24 protein-coding genes are annotated in these 15,820 nt (G+C 42.7%); 1 reads left to right on the plus strand and 23 read right to left on the minus strand.

The annotated features are described in order from the left end of the window. The first annotated feature begins 19 nt into the window (after nt 1-19). A complete protein-coding gene (locus HQK88_02780; GenBank protein MBF0615723.1) occupies nt 20-1,405 on the plus strand; it encodes a hypothetical protein in 1,386 nt (461 codons plus the stop codon). A gap of 60 nt (nt 1,406-1,465) precedes the next feature. Here HQK88_02780 and HQK88_02785 read toward each other — a convergent pair whose 3' ends face one another. The 23 genes from HQK88_02785 to HQK88_02895 form a co-directional block, all read right to left on the minus strand. Then, complete coding sequence (locus HQK88_02785) at nt 1,466-1,747, minus strand: hypothetical protein (protein MBF0615724.1); 282 nt, start codon at nt 1,745-1,747, stop codon at nt 1,466-1,468. Between the two features lie 35 nt (nt 1,748-1,782). Beyond that, nucleotides 1,783-2,007: a type II toxin-antitoxin system HicA family toxin gene (locus HQK88_02790; protein ID MBF0615725.1), complete on the minus strand. Its 225-nt coding sequence runs from the start codon at nt 2,005-2,007 to the stop codon at nt 1,783-1,785. Between the two features lie 3 nt (nt 2,008-2,010). Beyond that, on the minus strand, nt 2,011-2,220 hold the full coding sequence (locus HQK88_02795) for a type II toxin-antitoxin system HicB family antitoxin (GenBank protein ID MBF0615726.1): 210 nt from the start codon (nt 2,218-2,220) through the stop codon (nt 2,011-2,013). Nucleotides 2,221-2,508: 288 nt separating this feature from the next. After that, nucleotides 2,509-2,961: a hypothetical protein gene (locus HQK88_02800; protein MBF0615727.1), complete on the minus strand. Its 453-nt coding sequence runs from the start codon at nt 2,959-2,961 to the stop codon at nt 2,509-2,511. A gap of 801 nt (nt 2,962-3,762) precedes the next feature. Then, on the minus strand, nt 3,763-4,257 hold the full coding sequence (locus HQK88_02805; protein MBF0615728.1) for a translation initiation factor IF-3: 495 nt from the start codon (nt 4,255-4,257) through the stop codon (nt 3,763-3,765). An 11-nt stretch (nt 4,258-4,268) separates the two neighbouring features. Continuing rightward, on the minus strand, nt 4,269-6,158 hold the full coding sequence (gene thrS, locus HQK88_02810; GenBank protein MBF0615729.1) for a threonine--tRNA ligase: 1,890 nt from the start codon (nt 6,156-6,158) through the stop codon (nt 4,269-4,271). Nucleotides 6,159-6,210: 52 nt separating this feature from the next. Further along, a complete protein-coding gene (locus HQK88_02815) occupies nt 6,211-7,221 on the minus strand; it encodes a hypothetical protein (GenBank protein MBF0615730.1) in 1,011 nt (336 codons plus the stop codon). A 235-nt stretch (nt 7,222-7,456) separates the two neighbouring features. Then, nucleotides 7,457-7,855: a 50S ribosomal protein L17 gene (gene rplQ / locus HQK88_02820; GenBank protein MBF0615731.1), complete on the minus strand. Its 399-nt coding sequence runs from the start codon at nt 7,853-7,855 to the stop codon at nt 7,457-7,459. Then, the gene (locus tag HQK88_02825) at nt 7,855-8,943 is read right to left on the minus strand and encodes a DNA-directed RNA polymerase subunit alpha (GenBank protein MBF0615732.1); all 1,089 of its coding nucleotides are present in this window, start codon (nt 8,941-8,943) and stop codon (nt 7,855-7,857) included. The genes rplQ and HQK88_02825 overlap by 1 nt, the downstream gene beginning before the upstream one ends. A gap of 15 nt (nt 8,944-8,958) precedes the next feature. Then, complete coding sequence (gene rpsD, locus HQK88_02830) at nt 8,959-9,585, minus strand: 30S ribosomal protein S4 (GenBank protein ID MBF0615733.1); 627 nt, start codon at nt 9,583-9,585, stop codon at nt 8,959-8,961. Between the two features lies 1 nt (nt 9,586). Continuing rightward, nucleotides 9,587-9,976 (minus strand): 30S ribosomal protein S11, encoded by a 390-nt coding sequence (rpsK, locus tag HQK88_02835; protein MBF0615734.1) that lies wholly within the window; start codon nt 9,974-9,976, stop codon nt 9,587-9,589. Next, nucleotides 9,976-10,350, minus strand: a complete 375-nt coding sequence (rpsM, locus tag HQK88_02840; GenBank protein ID MBF0615735.1) for a 30S ribosomal protein S13 — start codon at nt 10,348-10,350, stop codon at nt 9,976-9,978. The genes rpsK and rpsM overlap by 1 nt, the downstream gene beginning before the upstream one ends. Before the next feature lie 15 nt (nt 10,351-10,365). Continuing rightward, a complete protein-coding gene (gene rpmJ, locus HQK88_02845) occupies nt 10,366-10,479 on the minus strand; it encodes a 50S ribosomal protein L36 (protein MBF0615736.1) in 114 nt (37 codons plus the stop codon). A gap of 74 nt (nt 10,480-10,553) precedes the next feature. Beyond that, nucleotides 10,554-10,835: a translation initiation factor IF-1 gene (gene infA / locus HQK88_02850; GenBank protein ID MBF0615737.1), complete on the minus strand. Its 282-nt coding sequence runs from the start codon at nt 10,833-10,835 to the stop codon at nt 10,554-10,556. Beyond that, nucleotides 10,832-11,587 (minus strand): type I methionyl aminopeptidase, encoded by a 756-nt coding sequence (gene map / locus HQK88_02855; GenBank protein ID MBF0615738.1) that lies wholly within the window; start codon nt 11,585-11,587, stop codon nt 10,832-10,834. The genes infA and map overlap by 4 nt, the downstream gene beginning before the upstream one ends. A 16-nt stretch (nt 11,588-11,603) precedes the next feature. After that, the gene (gene secY, locus HQK88_02860; GenBank protein ID MBF0615739.1) at nt 11,604-12,911 is read right to left on the minus strand and encodes a preprotein translocase subunit SecY; all 1,308 of its coding nucleotides are present in this window, start codon (nt 12,909-12,911) and stop codon (nt 11,604-11,606) included. Between the two features lie 20 nt (nt 12,912-12,931). Next, entirely contained in the window at nt 12,932-13,375 is a 444-nt protein-coding gene (gene rplO, locus HQK88_02865; GenBank protein MBF0615740.1) for a 50S ribosomal protein L15, read from the minus strand. A 74-nt stretch (nt 13,376-13,449) separates the two neighbouring features. Continuing rightward, complete coding sequence (gene rpmD / locus HQK88_02870) at nt 13,450-13,635, minus strand: 50S ribosomal protein L30 (GenBank protein ID MBF0615741.1); 186 nt, start codon at nt 13,633-13,635, stop codon at nt 13,450-13,452. Further along, nucleotides 13,635-14,153, minus strand: coding sequence for a 30S ribosomal protein S5 (gene rpsE, locus HQK88_02875; protein MBF0615742.1), 519 nt, complete (start codon nt 14,151-14,153; stop codon nt 13,635-13,637). The genes rpmD and rpsE overlap by 1 nt, the downstream gene beginning before the upstream one ends. A 20-nt stretch (nt 14,154-14,173) precedes the next feature. After that, the gene (locus HQK88_02880) at nt 14,174-14,536 is read right to left on the minus strand and encodes a 50S ribosomal protein L18 (protein MBF0615743.1); all 363 of its coding nucleotides are present in this window, start codon (nt 14,534-14,536) and stop codon (nt 14,174-14,176) included. A 31-nt stretch (nt 14,537-14,567) separates the two neighbouring features. Then, complete coding sequence (gene rplF, locus HQK88_02885) at nt 14,568-15,110, minus strand: 50S ribosomal protein L6 (protein MBF0615744.1); 543 nt, start codon at nt 15,108-15,110, stop codon at nt 14,568-14,570. Nucleotides 15,111-15,174: 64 nt separating this feature from the next. Continuing rightward, nucleotides 15,175-15,570: a 30S ribosomal protein S8 gene (rpsH, locus tag HQK88_02890; protein MBF0615745.1), complete on the minus strand. Its 396-nt coding sequence runs from the start codon at nt 15,568-15,570 to the stop codon at nt 15,175-15,177. Between the two features lie 10 nt (nt 15,571-15,580). Then, nucleotides 15,581-15,766, minus strand: coding sequence for a type Z 30S ribosomal protein S14 (locus HQK88_02895; protein ID MBF0615746.1), 186 nt, complete (start codon nt 15,764-15,766; stop codon nt 15,581-15,583). Between the last annotated feature and the right edge of the window lie 54 nt (nt 15,767-15,820).

Consider the following 15,820-nt stretch of genomic DNA (forward strand, 5'->3'; position numbering starts at 1 on the left):
AGATAATGATTTCTTTAATTTGCTTATAAGAGAAAATAACAACACTAACAGTGTGAGATTCCTCTTCATCTCGTTGTATGTGTTGTTTTTTGTTGTAATTGGAGGCTTAAATAGTTACAGCGAAGCTACTGATAATACGATGGCAGCCACAGGCACATCAATTTATACATATATATATGATGAAAGCATTGGCAATCTAGCAATAAGAATTACCTACCCTTCAACTACCCGTTATACGGACGGCGCTCCTGCTATTATCTATACAGCCCCTGTGGTTGCGGGAACTATTAGTTTTTCAGACAATTCAAATATTAATAGCTTGGGCTTTATTGCAGTTGAGTTCTTATGGCCAGGTCAACAGGCACTTGTAAGCAATACCTATATTAAAAGTGACGGCAATTTTGATTATGGTGGCCAAAACTCTATTAAAGCTATGAGAGATATTGTTCGTTTTATTATGGGCCTAAGTAAAAATACTGACGGCAACTATATAGAAGACATCCTGCCGGTTACTCTCCTTCTAAACGATGTGGGTATATATGCTTATTCACAACCGGGAATGGAAGCCACCAATCTTTTAGCTCAATATGGATCCGATGTACAAAAATTAGCATATCTTGTCTTAATGGAATCTCCTACCGAGGATAAATTATATGATCTTGAAACAGGCTATTATGATGCCGATAGCATTGCGCAATATAATCCATATTATAGTTATCCGGACAATTATCGTTCAAGTGGTATAACTCCTGATTACTCAACCATAGGCTGGTGTGTAAACGTTAATCTTTACCCCGAGGGACGTCCATGCTTTAACTCTAAGAGTTCTAATCCTTTTGTTCTTAGAGGCGATTTCCCTACTATTTATGGAAAACGTACATATTCCATGGACTTAACAAATGCTCTCTATAAAAACGTGTTCTCTAATCGCCAATGGCCATCGGATGTAGCCACACCGGATGAAGCAAAACAAATATGGTCTTTTCGTTCAGTTGTTAGTAATTATTCGCTAATTGCTTCGTATAATTTAGAAACTAAAATAATGCTTGTTTTTTGCAGCCACGACCACAGACAAGTAGCAAATGACAAACCACATATACATCAGGCTTATGATGGATTCCATAAAACAGCAGGTCTGTGGGTTAGATTAAACCCGGATAGTTCCTATGTGCTACTGATGGATTCCTCTCTGGATTCCTCCTCTTTGCCTGACAAAGACGCAAACACTGAGCCCTCCGATTGGCAGTATGCAGAGTATTGGGGATATTCCGATTCTATTGGCAACCTTATAGAAAAAGTATCATTTGCCGCAATACTTGAAATGGCAGACAGGGTTTACAACAATGATTGGTCTGTAAATCTAAACAATGTTTTGGTAAACACTGCCCACCCTTATTTGCAATAGTTGTTTTACACAGCAACATTATAGTGGTTGTCAAGATTTTTTACATAATCTCTTTGCGGGTTATACATTCTTTGTCAAAAACTCCTTCAATTCATTTACGGAACCGGCTGTTTTGATAAGATTTTTGAACTCCTCTAATTTATCTAAAGTATTTATAGCTCTTACTATATTCATAAGCTCAAGCCCTGCAAAACCATGTTTGAGTTCAAGTCCTAACTCTATACCTTCAAGCAGCCCTCTCCGTTCACCTTCAAGCAGTCCTTTCTGTTCACCTTCAAGTAAACCCTTCTCCAGACCATCCAAATAAAGCACATCTTTTGTTATGTCAATAGTTACCGGCATTTTCTTAAACTCCCTTAATATCGAGGGTGCAAGGTTTATAAGTATTTTAATGTTTCTTCAACAGTCAGTCCTATGTCTTTTGCTATTTTTTGTAATAACACAGGCGAAACATCGTATCCTTTGTGAAATGGTACAGTCGTACAACGGCCATCTGAATGACGAAATTGTTTATGAGAGCCGCGTTGCCTAACTTCTTTAAAGCCCATTCTCTCAAGAATGTTTGTAACCTTCTGAGGTTTTAAGGCAGGGAATCTGCTCACAAATTAGGCTACTACTACGTTTTGCGTACCAACATATTCAGATACCATTACAGGTTCGCCGTCCTCAAGCAACATTTCGATTACTTCTTTTAAGTTATAATTCAATGCATCCAAGGTTTCAGCCTGTGAGTGTGCCCCGGGAAAACCAGGTATATACCCAACATATAAACCCGTATCAGGGCATCTTTCAATAACAGCCGTATATATTTTCATCTTTATGCCTCAACTATTAAAAATTCTCTTCTACTAATTATAGCAAACTTTAAAACAAAAATACTGTATTTTATATAGTGTCATGTCAACTGTACAAAGTTGGATAAGTACTATTATAGCCTGTCAGGAATGCCAATTAATTAACTTTGTCAATAACCAGAGTCCTTAGCAAAAATATCTGGACTTAGGAACTTAAAGTGTTTATAGTTTCAGATAGCAGGACATCCGGACGAGCATGTATAAATAATTAATGTTTCCCAATAGTCTCCAAATCCTTCATATAATTGTTCATTGGAGTTTGTTTGCCTTGATGTACCTTAAATATGATTTAACCAAGTGATAAAATACAAAGATTTGAGGAATGAAAAAACCTATGAGTCCATCTGTAAGACCAGTTAAACCATCACTTAAACCGCCTAAAAGTTCCATCTCCCCATCAGGGCGGTATCCCTCTTCACCAGGTCTCCATGGCCCTTGGTCTACTCTTATAGACCAAATAAATGGAAAACCACAAGAGGACGTAACGTCGCCATCATGTGATGTTACTGAACCGCGTGGATACCGTATAAATAGAAAAAATAAAATAAAACCAACAATTAAACAAATTATATAAGTCTTCTTATAGTTTGGAACAGGAACTTTTTTTATTCTTAAGAATGACCTAAATATTAATTTAACTATCAAAAATACTACGACTATCAAAAAAGCATAAAATGCAAACATGTAGTGTTCTTTTGGCATATTTCAACTCCTATTTTTCTATTGCCATTGCTTCACCATGAACCGGACAAATCCTTTTCACATCACAGCAACTGCAGCTCTATGCTCCAGGCCACCTATCAACGAACAATATCACTATTGTACAACTATAGGCTCGGGGTTTTAAGATATTAGGAACATAACATCCGGTTGAGTATAGATTGGGTACAAATTCTCTGTCCTCACCCCGCTCAATGTCCCAATAGCACCAACCCAAGCCTCCTATTACGTCACTTTAAGGTACAGTTTTTAAGGCGACTAACTATATCGTCTTCCTGCTACAGCTTCTGGTGGATTCTAAACAAAAAATAAAATTATGTCAAGTAAAAAATTACCACGTGTTTGCCCGACTTTATCACTTGAGAGTCCAATTACATATTAACTAAAACAGAGTATCTTTATAAATCTTTTAATCTGAACATCAGTTTTGCGGGCAGAGCTCGCAGTGAGACTTTTTAAGCGGCGGAACGCCGGTTAAAAATCTTTACCAACAGACACACAAACAACACAAGGGCGCCAGCCGGTCGCCCCTACAAGACCACCCAAACGCTAACACTAAAACGGGGGGTCACGGGGGAATCATTTCCCCGTGCGGGTGGGTTTAAGGGAGGGCAGCGCTCTCCCTTACTTAAATTACCTTATTATTTTACTTTTTTAACGGCTAATCGGTAGTAAGCAAAAAATCTCAAAAAAAATCCCTCATTTATTTAAAACAACACGATACCACATGGCGCAACTCTCCCGTTGGGTTATGAAGGTTGTAAAATTATGACTTGCTGACTATTACTTTGGCGCTACAACCATTATTATGCTCTTTCCATCAAGTTTGGGTTTAACCTCTATGTTGTAGTTACCCTGAAGTTTTTCAACGATATTGTCAAAGATGGCCATGCCATGCTCTGGCCTTATGATTTCTCTGCCTCTGAAATACATTGACACTTTAGCCTTATCCCCCTCACCCAAAAATCCTATCATCTGGTTGACCTTCCTCTCTAAATCATGGTCTGATATACGAGGCCGGATTTTCACCTCTTTAACGTCCGTTGTTTTCCGGTGAGAGTGCTTCTTACTGATTTGATACTTATACTTTCCGAAATCCATGATGCGGCACACGGGAGGATTTGCTCCGGGCGCTACCTCCACAAGGTCAAGCCCCTTTTCCTTTGCTGACCTTATAGCATCCCTTACCGCTACGATTCCAAGCTGCCCTCCCTCAACATCAATTAGTCTTATCTGCGGGGATTTAATCTGTTCGTTTACTTTAACCTTGTTGTTTATTGAACACCTCCTTAAGTTTTACCTTTTATCTCTTTAAGTAAAAAGGACAGAAAATCCTCTTTGCTCTGAAAAGATATATTGTCGCCATTTCTTTTCCTGACAGAAAGAGCGCCGCTCTCTGCCTCCTTGTCTCCTATTATAACGGCATACGGAATCTTTTTTACAGTGGACTGCCGCACTTTATAGTTAATCTTCTCATTGGCCGTATCCTTTTCAACCCTGATGCCTTGTGACTTTAAGTAAGATGACATTTCATCAGCAAAAGGGGCATGACGCTCAGATATTGTTAAAACCGACACCTGTACCGGCGAGAGCCATACCGGAAACGCTCCTGCGTAGTGCTCTATCAAAACTCCGAAAAACCTCTCAAGCGAGCCCATTAGCGCGCGGTGAATCATTATTGGCATGTGCTCCTTATCATCCGCTCCACGGTACGATATGTCAAACCTCTCAGGGTTATTAAAATCCACCTGTATCGTGCTGCACTGCCATTGCCTGTTAAGCGAATCCTTAACCTTTATATCAATCTTAGGGCCATAGAATACGCCTTCACCCGGGTCAATCTCGTACTTTAACCCCATAGTTTCAAGCGCCTTCCTGAGCGCATTAGTTGAAATTTCCCAGTGCTCAAGAGTTCCCACATACTTTTCCGGCCTCGTTGACAGATACACATCATAGTCCTTAAAACCAAATGTGTTAAGCACAAAAATCGTAAAATTAAGAATCGTTAAGATTTCATCCTCTATTTGCTCAGTTGTACAAAATATATGGGCGTCATCCTGTGTAAATCCCCGCACTCGCATAAGCCCATGCAGCACCCCTGAACGCTCATACCGATACACCGTACCCAACTCGGCATACCGAATCGGCAGGTCTCTGTAACTTCTCAGAGAGCTCTTATAAATAGCCACATGAAACGGACAATTCATAGGTTTAAGCTCAAAATCCACACCGTCTATATCCATAGGGGTGTACATGTTTTCTCTGTAGAAGTCAAGGTGGCCGCTCTTTTCCCACAAGTTGATGCGCGCTATGTGAGGCGTGTAGAGGAGTTTGTAGTCGGCCTTGATGTGTTCGTCTTTCCAGAAATCCTCTATGGTTTTTCTAATGATTGCGCCATTTGGGTGCCAAAGAATCAGACCTGAGCCGATTTCCTCGTTTATACTAAAAAGGTCAAGCTCTTTACCAAGCCGCCTGTGGTCACGCTTTTTAACCTCTTCAAGGAAATTAAGGTAATTTTTAAGCTCCTCAACATTTGCAAATGATGTGCCGTAGAGTCTTTGAAGCATTTTATTTTTCTCATCGCCTCTCCAGTACGCGCCGGCAGTTTTCAGAAGTTTAAAGGCGGTTATAAATCCGGTTGAAGGCACATGAGGGCCAAGGCATAAATCCGTAAACCCTCCCTCTTCATACAAACTTACCTCGTCTGCCTCAAGAGCCTCTATTATCTCCACCTTGTAGTGTTCACCTAAACCCTTGAAAAACTCCACAGCTTCCGCCTTTTTCATGACTTTACGGACAAAAGGCGAATTACGCCTTATAAGTTCTGACATCTTTTTTTCTATCTTTACAAGGTCATCCTCTGTTATAGGACGCTCAGTATCGAAATCGTAGTAAAACCCCTCCTCTGTTGCTGGCCCAATGGTTATCTTAACATCAGGAAACAGTTCCTTTACCGCGTGTGCCATTATGTGGGAGGCGCTGTGCCGGTTTAATTTAAGCCCCTCTGCACTCTCTACAGTAACCGGAATTAACTCCGAGGTGTCATCCATATTTTTTATCTCATTGACATCTATAAGAGCAGAACCAACTCTGTAGGCAAGAGTTTTGCTTTTTTTAGCCCTCTTTAAAATCTCCTCTGTGCTAAGCTCTGACTGTCCGTCTTCTGTTATAAGTTTAATACTGTACCTCCATCATTATGAGTTAGATAATAACTTATTCATTTGTGGTATTTCAATAACTATTTTGCAGTAGTTCCTCAGAGCCACAGGACTGAATCGGACAGTGCTCAGTGCTGTTGTCTAACGGCATCCCATCAGGAACACTGTTACATACCACCTGAGATGGTATGTCAGAAAACTCTGTATGCCAAATGCTGGCAATCTGTGTAAGCGTCATCCACTGCACTTTACCGGCAGTTACGTATGGCGCTAAGGTAAGTATATAATTCGAAACTGTGCTTATAAGCATAGGATCCAAAGCTTTCTGGGGGATAAATATAGAGGCCGTGTAAAAACCCATGGGATTTAAGCCGCCATTGTCTTTAGCAATAATCAGATCTTCTATCCCATACACACTGCCGCAGCCGCCGCCAATATAAAGCAACCTCTGAGACGGGTCATGATCATAAAACCCAAATCCATTTGTAGGCTTCCAAGCTCCGAAACTTTTATCATCCAGTGTACTATGGTCGTACGTAGCCGCTCCCCAGAGGTTATCAGCTTGCCAGAAATATGACGGGAACTGTTGGCCGTATATCCCAAATGAGAACTTTTCCCACGTTTGAGCCTCCGGAGGATAATATAAGAACCCTCCTACATTTCTTGAAGGGGTGACACCAAGCAGAGTAATCAGATAAGCTACATCTGCATAGTTATAAGATATCTCATGTGTGTGAGGGTCCACCTCAAATCCTAAATCCTCAACCATCCATCTGACTATGTTCTTACCGTTTGTGTCACTTACCACATCACCAACATCATAATTCAACACAGCAAGCAGATAGTTCCAGTCAGCCTGAAAATTCATCACAGCCCCGCTTGATTTCACCATCAGGGCAAACTCTCTAAGAAGCGCCCGGTTATCTAAATAGTATTGCGGATTATTAAGATAATCAGGGTGGCTATCATCCGGCTCCTCGTTGTGAACGACTATATTTACATAAACCGGTGTAGAAGCGCCCGCTCCATAAACCGGTTCTGTTAAAATAAGAAACATGAAAACCAAATACAATGCCTTTAACACAATCTACCCCCCTCAGAAAGACACTCTGACATCAGTTATGTTGAAAGCACATTAGCATACATATCCCTTACTTCTGCGAACTGCCAGTGTTGGTCTTTTTGCTAATATCATCCTTAGGAGAGCACGTCTCCTGATGGCTGGTCGCTCAGGTTCTTATCCCAAACTTTGGGAAAACAAAAACCTGTAGCACTATCCAGAAAACCAAAAAACCCAGTAAAACCCATACATCTGACATTTATTTCTTACCCTTTACAGTTTCAGAGGGCTTATGTGCAGTCTCGTAATCAACAAACTCTATAACTGCCATCTCAGCCTGGTCTTTTAACCGGCGACGAGTCTTAATTATCCTCAAATAGCCGCCATTTCTTGCGCTAAACCGCGGCGCTATGTCAGAAAATAACTTGGCTACTGTCTTTCTGCAAGGGACATCGGAAAAAGCTATACGCTTTGCGTGTAAATCCCCTCGCTTACCCAAAGTTACCATCTTTTCGGCCATACCCTTTATCGCTTTGGCCTTTGTTACAGTTGTCTCTATTCTTTCATACTCTATCAAGGCAACCAGCAGACTTCTGAATAATGCCTTGCGCTGATTCGCTGTTCTGTTAAAATGCCTTGTAGCTACTTTGTGGCGCATCACTTCCCTCCGTTTTTAGCCAGTAATTCTTTCTTTACCAAATCCATGTCTATTTTCATGTTAAAATCCAGACCCAGACTTAACAGCACATCCCTGATTTCATCCAGCGATTTCTTACCAAAATTCTTCATCTTAAGCATCTCGTTGTCACTTCTTTGGACAAGATCATAGATATACTTTACGTCAGCATTTTTTAAACAGTTCTGGCTTCTTACTGAAAACTCTAGCTCGTCAACTGTCTTTACAAGGTTTTTGTATAAGTCTCTTGTTGCAGACGATACTGGCTGCTCATGATTTTGATACACTGCAGGTTCATCTCCTGCTTCTGCCCTCTCAACAACCGGTTCATCCTCAGACACATTCTCTTGCTCTGCGGATTCCACTACGTCTGCAGCAAAGCTGAAATATCCCATGTGCTTAATCAAAATAGCAGTTGCCGTGCTTACTGCCTCTTTTGGACTTAAATTCCCATCCGTCCATATCTCAAGAATCAACTTATCATAATCTGTTGCTTTACCGACCCTTGTCTTTTCTACATTAAGCACCACCTTCTTAATCGGTGTAAACACTGCATCTATTGCTATAAAACCGATTGGTGCTCCTTCTTTTTTTAAGTCCTCAGCTTGTTTATAACCGCGCCCTTTGTCTATTGTAAGCTCTGCTACAAACTCAGCATCATCGTCCAGTGTGGCTATATGGGCATCTGTGTTTAAAAGCTCTAAAACCGAATCAGCCTCTATATCCTGAGCCGTTACCTCTCTCTTACCAGAAACATTTATCCTGGCTATTATCTCACCGTCTGAATGCAGTTTAAATCTTAGTTTTTTTAAGTTAAGAATTATCTCAACAACATCCTCTTTGACACCCTTTACGGTAGAAAACTCATGGAACACACCATCTATCTTAACAGAAGTTATAGCGGCACCTTCTATCGAAGAGAGTAATACCCTTCTGAGGGCATTGCCAATAGTAATGCCGTAACCTCGTTCCAATGGTTCAGCAATCAATTTGCCATAAGTCTGAGAATATGTCTCCTCTTCCAGGTAAACATTTTCCGGCAGCTGAAAACCACTATTTTCAAGAAACATATTGCCTCCGTTCATCTATCTCGAATAAAACTCTACGATTAACTGTTCCCTGGCAACAAGAGGAATATCATCTCTCTGTGGCACATGCAGTACCTTGCCGCTTAACGACGCTCCATCTAATTGCAGCCATGTCGGCACACCAGCGTGCTGCGCCTTTGATGTATTTTCCTCAAACACTGCCACAGTCTTGCTTTTCTCAAAAACCGCCACCGTGTCCCCTGCCTTTAATCTATAGGACGGGATGTTGACCTTTCTGCCGTTTACGACAAAATGCCCATGAGTGACCATCTGCCTTGCCTGATTCCTGTTTGAAGCAAAACCCAGCCTGAAAGCAATGTTGTCCAGACGTAGCTCAAGGAGCTGAAGCAAAAGCTCACCAGTTATCCCGCGCTTTTTTGAGGCCTCTTTAAAATACCTCCTAAACTGCCGCTCCAAAAGGCCATAAGCCAATCTAACCTTCTGTTTTTCCCTGAGCTGGATTGCATAATCGGAGAGTTTTCCCCTTCTTAAGCCGTGCTGCCCGGGTGCTGTCTTCCTCCTTTCGATGGAACACTTATCAGTGGTACACCTCTGTCCTTTAAGAAACAGCTTCTCATTATCCCTGCGGCATAACCTACAGAGTGGTCCTGTGTATCTGGCCATGCTACACTCGCCTCCTTTTTGGAGGTTTACACCCATTATGCGGCACAGGAGTTACATCCTTTATTAAATTAACATCTATGCCTGCCGCCTGTATGGCCCTTATAGCAGATTCCCTGCCGGCCCCCGGCCCTTTTATAAAAACATCAATCTGTTTCATTCCCATTTCTATGGCCTTTTTTGCCGCCGTCTCCGCCGCTATTTGAGCCGCATAGGGCGTTCCCTTTCTTGAACCCTTAAATCCCAGGCTGCCTGCCGATGACCACACCAACACGTTACCCGATGTGTCACTTATCGTTACAAGGGTGTTGTTGAATGTTGTCTGCACGTGGGCAACCCCGCTGGCTACACGCTTCTTTTCTTTCTTTGGCCCTTTACGCTTCCTCGGCGGCATTATTTACCTCCTTTTTTCTTGATCGCTGACTTAGTAGGACCCCGTCGTGTTCTTGCATTTGTCTTAGTTCTCTGCCCCCTTACAGGCAGTCCCAGTTTATGTCTTAAACCTCGGTAACAGCCTATATCCATTAACCTTTTGATACTCATAGAGACCTCTTTCTTTAAGTCTCCCTCTACCTTATAGTCTCTGTCTATCACTGCCCGAAGTTTTGCCACATCATCCGGACTCAAATCATTTACCCTCGTATCAGGGTTTACGCCGGACTCTTTGAGAATCTTTCTGGAGGTCGGTCTCCCTATTCCAAATATTCTCGTTAACCCTATCTCCACCCGTTCTTTTCTGGGTAAATCCACTCCTGCTATTCTTGCCATCTTATTCCCTCACATTTAACCTTGCCGCTGTTTGTGCTTTGGTATCTCACATATCACCCGTAGTACACCCTTTCGCTTTATCAACTTGCACTTTGTACATATTGGCTTAACTGATGCCCTTACCTTCACTCTATATCCCTCCTTAACGACGTCCGACCCTTGCCTGCCACAGTTCTGCTAAGCTCAATGTCTTTACGCCAGAATTATTTGTACCTGTACGTAATCCTGCCCTTTGTCAAATCATACGGTGACAATTCCACTAAAACCTTATCCCCAGGAAGTATCTTTATATAGTGAATCCTCATCTTACCGGAAACATATGCCATTACAGCCTGTTTATTTTCCAATTCCACTCTAAACATAGCATTTGGCAGAGCCTCCTGTATCGTGCCCTGTACCTCAATACTATCCTCTCTGGCTGACTCCTTTACCTCATCAGTTGCTTTTTTGTGCTTATCGCTTCTTGACTTCTTATAAAATTTCAATTTTTCAACACCGTCAACACCTCCGGCTCTCCCTCGGTAACCAATACCGTGTGTTCAAAATGTGCAGAGAGTGTCCCGTCCCCTGTAATTGCTGTCCAACCATCCTCAAGAACTTTCACCTCATGCCCGCCAATGTTTACCATCGGTTCTATTGCTAAAACCATACCTCGCTTTAGCCTGGGGCCCTTGTGGGGCGCACCGTAATTAGGTATCTGAGGCTCTTCATGAAGGTCTCTGCCTACCCCATGGCCAACAAACGTCCTAACCACAGAGTATCCGTTACTTTCAACATAACTCTGAATTGCATGTGATATATCTGACACCCTTTTTCCAGACACTGCCTCATTAATTCCCTTATAAAGAGACTCCTCTGTCACTGCAAGCAGTCTCACAGCATCCTGTTTTACCTTTCCAACAGCATAGGTCTTTGCCGCATCCCCTATAAATCCCTTATAAACCACTCCTAAGTCAACGCTCACTATGTCTCCATCCTTCACCACACGTTTAGGCGACGGTATGCCGTGCACTACTTCATTGTTTATCGAAACACACAGACTTGACGGATATCCTCTGTAGCCTTTAAACGCTGGGGTTGCCCCGTGTTGTTTAATTAAACTTTCTGAAAACAATTCTAAATCCTTAGTTGTTATTCCAGGTTTTATAAAATCTCCAATTTTCTCCAATATCTCAGCTACTATTTTAGATGCCTTTGATATTTTTTTAATTTCATCATCTGACTTTATTATAATCACTTAAGCCTTGTTTTAACTACCCTCGTCTTCCTTTCAGTTTTCCCTTTTTAAGAAGGCCGTCGTATGATCTGGTAAGAAGGTGTGACTCTATCTGTGACACTGTATCAAGTGCTACTCCTATTACAATCAGAAGCGAAGTGCCGCCAAAATAAAATGGCACCTTAAACCTGCTTATTAGTATGCTTGGCAGCACACAGACAACGGAAAGGTAGATGGCGCCAACAAATGTCAGCCGTGAAAGCACCCTGAATATGTAATCTGAGGTGTTTTTGCCCGGCCTGATTCCTGGGATATAACCGCCGTATTTCTTAAGATTATCCGATATATCCACGGGATTAAACACTATTGCAGTGTAAAAATAGCAGAAAAACACTATCATCATCACATACATTAAATCATGAAGGGCTGACCCAGGAGACAATTGCTTAGCAAAAGCTTGCACCCATGGCACTGCTATAAAACCTGCGATGGTTGCCGGAAACATTATTATTGAGGATGCAAATATTGGAGGGATAACCCCTGAGGTGTTGATTTTAAGCGGCAGATGTGTGCTTTGCCCACCATAGACTTTCCTTCCAACAACACGTTTAGCATACTGAACAGGCAGCTTTCTCTGCCCTCTTTCCATATAAATTATACCCGCTATAACCGCTATCATCATGACAACCACTATCAGCACCAGTATGATTGATAACTCACCAGCTTTTATGAGTCTGCCAGTGGTTATTATCGCATTGGGAAGCCTTGCCACAATACCAGCAAAGATTATCAGCGAAATACCGTTACCTATGCCTCTTTCAGTTATCTGCTCACCAAGCCACATTATAAAGGCTGTGCCTGCGGTAAGTGTCAACATCGTTAGAATCCTAAAGCCCCAGCCAGGGTGCTGAATGAACTGCCCGTTAGCCATTGTTTCAAGCCCCACGGATATGCCAAACGACTGGACCATGCTGATTACAACTGTGCCATAACGAGTATATTGCGTAATTTTCTTGCGGCCCTCCTCACCCTCCTTTGCAAGCTTTGCAACGGCCGGAATTACCACAGTAAGGAGTTGAAAAATAATGGAGGCGCTAATGTAGGGCATTATACCAAGGGCAAAAATTGTCACTCTGGAAAGAGCGCCACCAGAAAACATATCAAAAAAGCCCATAAGAGCGCCGCCCTTATCGGTAAGAAATTTGCTTAACTGTTCGCCATTTATCCCTGGTGTCGGCACATGTGCACCGATTCTATAAACGATAAGAAGAGCAAAAGTAAATAATACCCTCTTTTTTAATTCCTCTATTCTGAATATGTTTCTAAAACTTGAAAGTGTTCCCAATACCTATACCTCTGCCGCGGCTATAGTACGACGGCCTGTCCGCCGGCTTGTGCTATTTTTTCTTGTGCTGTTTTACTAAAAACATTTGCCACCACCTTCACTGGCCGTGTCAATTCGCCTCTGCCTAACACCTTTAAACCACTGTGGAATTTCTTTATAACCCCCATTTCAAAAAGTGCTTCAGGAGTTATCTCGTTTAAGTCCTCAAGTGCATTTATATCGTCCACATTTATGATTCCATACTCAGTCTTAAAAGGAATATTCTTAAATCCCCTTTTAGGGAGCCTCCTTTGTAACGGCATCTGGCCGCCTTCAAATCCCATTCTTTTACCAGCCCCGGCACGCGCCTTCTGTCCCTTATGTCCCTTGCCCGAGGTCTTGCCACGACCGGAGCCCGTGCCGCGCCCTATTCGCTTTACGCTCTTTGTGCTGCCCTCAGCCGGGCTTAGCTCATTTATATTCACTTTACAGCCTCCAAATATCTCTTTCTTACACTACCGAACAGGTTAATCTCCCTGCTGCCGATACTTTTTTTCTTTTAACTTTTAGTTTGCAAGACCTCTACCGTAAGTAAATGTGACACCTTGCGAATCATCCCTCTTATAGCTGGGATATCCTCTTTCACCACCACCATACCGGGCTTTCTTAGGCCAAGTGCCGCCAGAGTCCTTCTCATTTGCTCCGTTAATCCGGCATAGCCCCTCTTTTGCGTTATCCTGTACATCACTTACCTGCCTCTTTAGCGTGATAATTTTCATCAGTACGCCCGCGTAATTTCAACACTGCCTCGGTATCTTTTAACTTTGTCAATCCATCAACCGTAGCTCCTACTGCGTTGAAAGCATTTGTGCTACCTACTGATTTAGCCACTACGTTATGAACGCCAGCCACTTCTAAAACAGCTCTTACAGGACCGCCGGCTATTAACCCTGTTCCCTCTTTGCCAGGATTTAGCACAACCATTCCAGAGCCGCAGTAGCCAATTATCCTGTGAGGTATCGTACCATCTTTAACAGGAAACTTAAGAAGCCCCTTTTTTGCTTTCTCAACTGCTTTTCGTATAGCCTCAGGCACTTCATTAGCTTTACCCTTGCCAACTCCAACTATTCCATTACCATCTCCCACTACAACAAGAGCGCTAAATGAAAATCTGCGTCCGCCTTTAACAACCTTCGCCACCCGGTTTATAAAGACCACCTTTTCCTGTAAGTCCAACTCTTCGTGCTCTATTCTACCCACTATGCCTCCGGTTCAATTTTGAATTAAAACTCAAGACCTGCCTCTCTGGCTGCCCGAGCTACGGCCTCAACTCTGCCATGATACTTAAAACCGCCTTTATCAAAGACCACCTTCTGGATTCCCTTGTCCTTAGCACGTTTGGCTATAATATCACCTATCAGGCTGGCAGATTTAACATTACCCTTATGGCTTGCCGACTGCCGCATTTCTTTCTCCAGTGTTGACGCACTCACAAGCGTACGCCCTACCGTGTCATCTATTATCTGGGCATACATATGGTTTAAGCTTTTATAGACAGTTAGCCTCGGTCTTTCCTGTGTACCAGTAACCTTCTTTCTTACTCTTAAGTGTCTTCTTTCCCTTAATTCTATCTTATCTCTGTTCAATTTCTGGCTTAGCCTCCTTTGTAACCCGTCTCTACTTAGTGCCTGTCTTGCCGGGTTTTACCTTTATGACCTCTTCAGCATACCGTATGCCCTTTCCCTTATACGCATCCGGCACCCTGATACTTCTTATATCTGCCGCAAGCTGCCCAAGCATCTCCTTATCAGTTCCCATCAGAACCAGCTTAGTCTGCTTTTTATCGACCTCTGCGGTTATTCCGGCTGGCAGCGTCATCTCTACAGGATGTGAATAACCTACAGTGAATTCTATCTTATCTCCTTTAACCAGTGCCCTGTAACCAACGCCTACAAGTTCCATGTTGCGTGTAAATCCTGCGGAAACTCCCGTGCACATATTACTTATGAGGGTTCTTGTAAGCCCGTGAAGCGATCTGTGCTCTTTGCTGTCACTTTGGCGCTGTACGGTTAAAGTGTTTCCGGATAGCGTTAATGCCACACCCTCTGGTCTGCGCCAGTTTAATGTTCCTTTGGGTCCGGTTACAACCACCTCGGGGCCTTCTATCTTAACCACTACACCAGCCGGTATATCTATCGGTTTTCTTCCTACTCTTGACATCTCTCCATGCTCTCCCTGTCAAATTCTCCATATAGAACCTGGGGCATTACAATTGCCCCGGTATTTACCAGATATGGGCTATTACCTCACCGCCCACTTTATCCTGCCTGCTTGTATTATCCGTCACAATTCCCTTAGGCGTACTGAGTATTGCAATACCAACGCCTCCCATCACACTTTCAACGTCCTTGTAACCCCTATATACTCTGCGGCCCGGAGTGCTGACTTTTTGGAGTCCGGTTATAACGCTTTTGTTTTCAACGTACTTCAAAGACACTCGCAACACTCCCTGCTTTTTATCCTTTAATATCTTATAAGCCCGTATAAAACCCTCTTCTTTCAATAACTTTGCTATTTCCAGTTTAATCCGGGACGCCGGTATATCCACCTTCTCAGCCCGTATCATTATGGCGTTTCTTATTCTTGTCAGCATGTCTGCTATTGGATCTGTCATCATGATCTGATTACCCCTACCAACTTGATTTTACCACACCGGGGACTTTCCCCTGTAGTGCCAACATTCTAAAACATATACGGCAAAGGCCGAATTTCCTCAAATACCCACGAGGTCTCCCGCACAACTGACACCTGTTGTATGCCCTCACTTTAAACTTTGACGGCCTCTTACACTTCTCTCTCATACACGTCTTTGCCATTTACCCTCCAATTCCATCTTCACACACACATGCCCCATCTATCAATTCTGAAAG

It is taken from the genome of Nitrospirota bacterium (assembly GCA_015233895.1).
GTDB lineage: Bacteria > Nitrospirota > Thermodesulfovibrionia > Thermodesulfovibrionales > Magnetobacteriaceae > Magnetomonas.

What these genes read in the sequence shown, in the direction of transcription:
- HQK88_02785 (MBF0615724.1), bottom strand. Translation starts at nt 1,747, where the DNA reads ATGCCGGTAACTATTGACATAACAAAAGATGTGCTTTATTTGGATGGT.
- HQK88_02795 (MBF0615726.1), bottom strand. Translation starts at nt 2,220, where the DNA reads ATGAAAATATATACGGCTGTTATTGAAAGATGCCCTGATACGGGTTTA.
- HQK88_02800 (MBF0615727.1), bottom strand. Translation starts at nt 2,961, where the DNA reads ATGCCAAAAGAACACTACATGTTTGCATTTTATGCTTTTTTGATAGTC.
- rplQ (MBF0615731.1), bottom strand. Translation starts at nt 7,855, where the DNA reads ATGCGCCACAAAGTAGCTACAAGGCATTTTAACAGAACAGCGAATCAG.
- HQK88_02825 (MBF0615732.1), bottom strand. Translation starts at nt 8,943, where the DNA reads ATGTTTCTTGAAAATAGTGGTTTTCAGCTGCCGGAAAATGTTTACCTG.
- rpsD (MBF0615733.1), bottom strand. Translation starts at nt 9,585, where the DNA reads ATGGCCAGATACACAGGACCACTCTGTAGGTTATGCCGCAGGGATAAT.
- rpsK (MBF0615734.1), bottom strand. Translation starts at nt 9,976, where the DNA reads ATGCCGCCGAGGAAGCGTAAAGGGCCAAAGAAAGAAAAGAAGCGTGTA.
- rpsM (MBF0615735.1), bottom strand. Translation starts at nt 10,350, where the DNA reads ATGGCAAGAATAGCAGGAGTGGATTTACCCAGAAAAGAACGGGTGGAG.
- rpmD (MBF0615741.1), bottom strand. Translation starts at nt 13,635, where the DNA reads ATGTACAGGATAACGCAAAAGAGGGGCTATGCCGGATTAACGGAGCAA.
- rplF (MBF0615744.1), bottom strand. Translation starts at nt 15,110, where the DNA reads ATGTCAAGAGTAGGAAGAAAACCGATAGATATACCGGCTGGTGTAGTG.
- HQK88_02895 (MBF0615746.1), bottom strand. Translation starts at nt 15,766, where the DNA reads ATGGCAAAGACGTGTATGAGAGAGAAGTGTAAGAGGCCGTCAAAGTTT.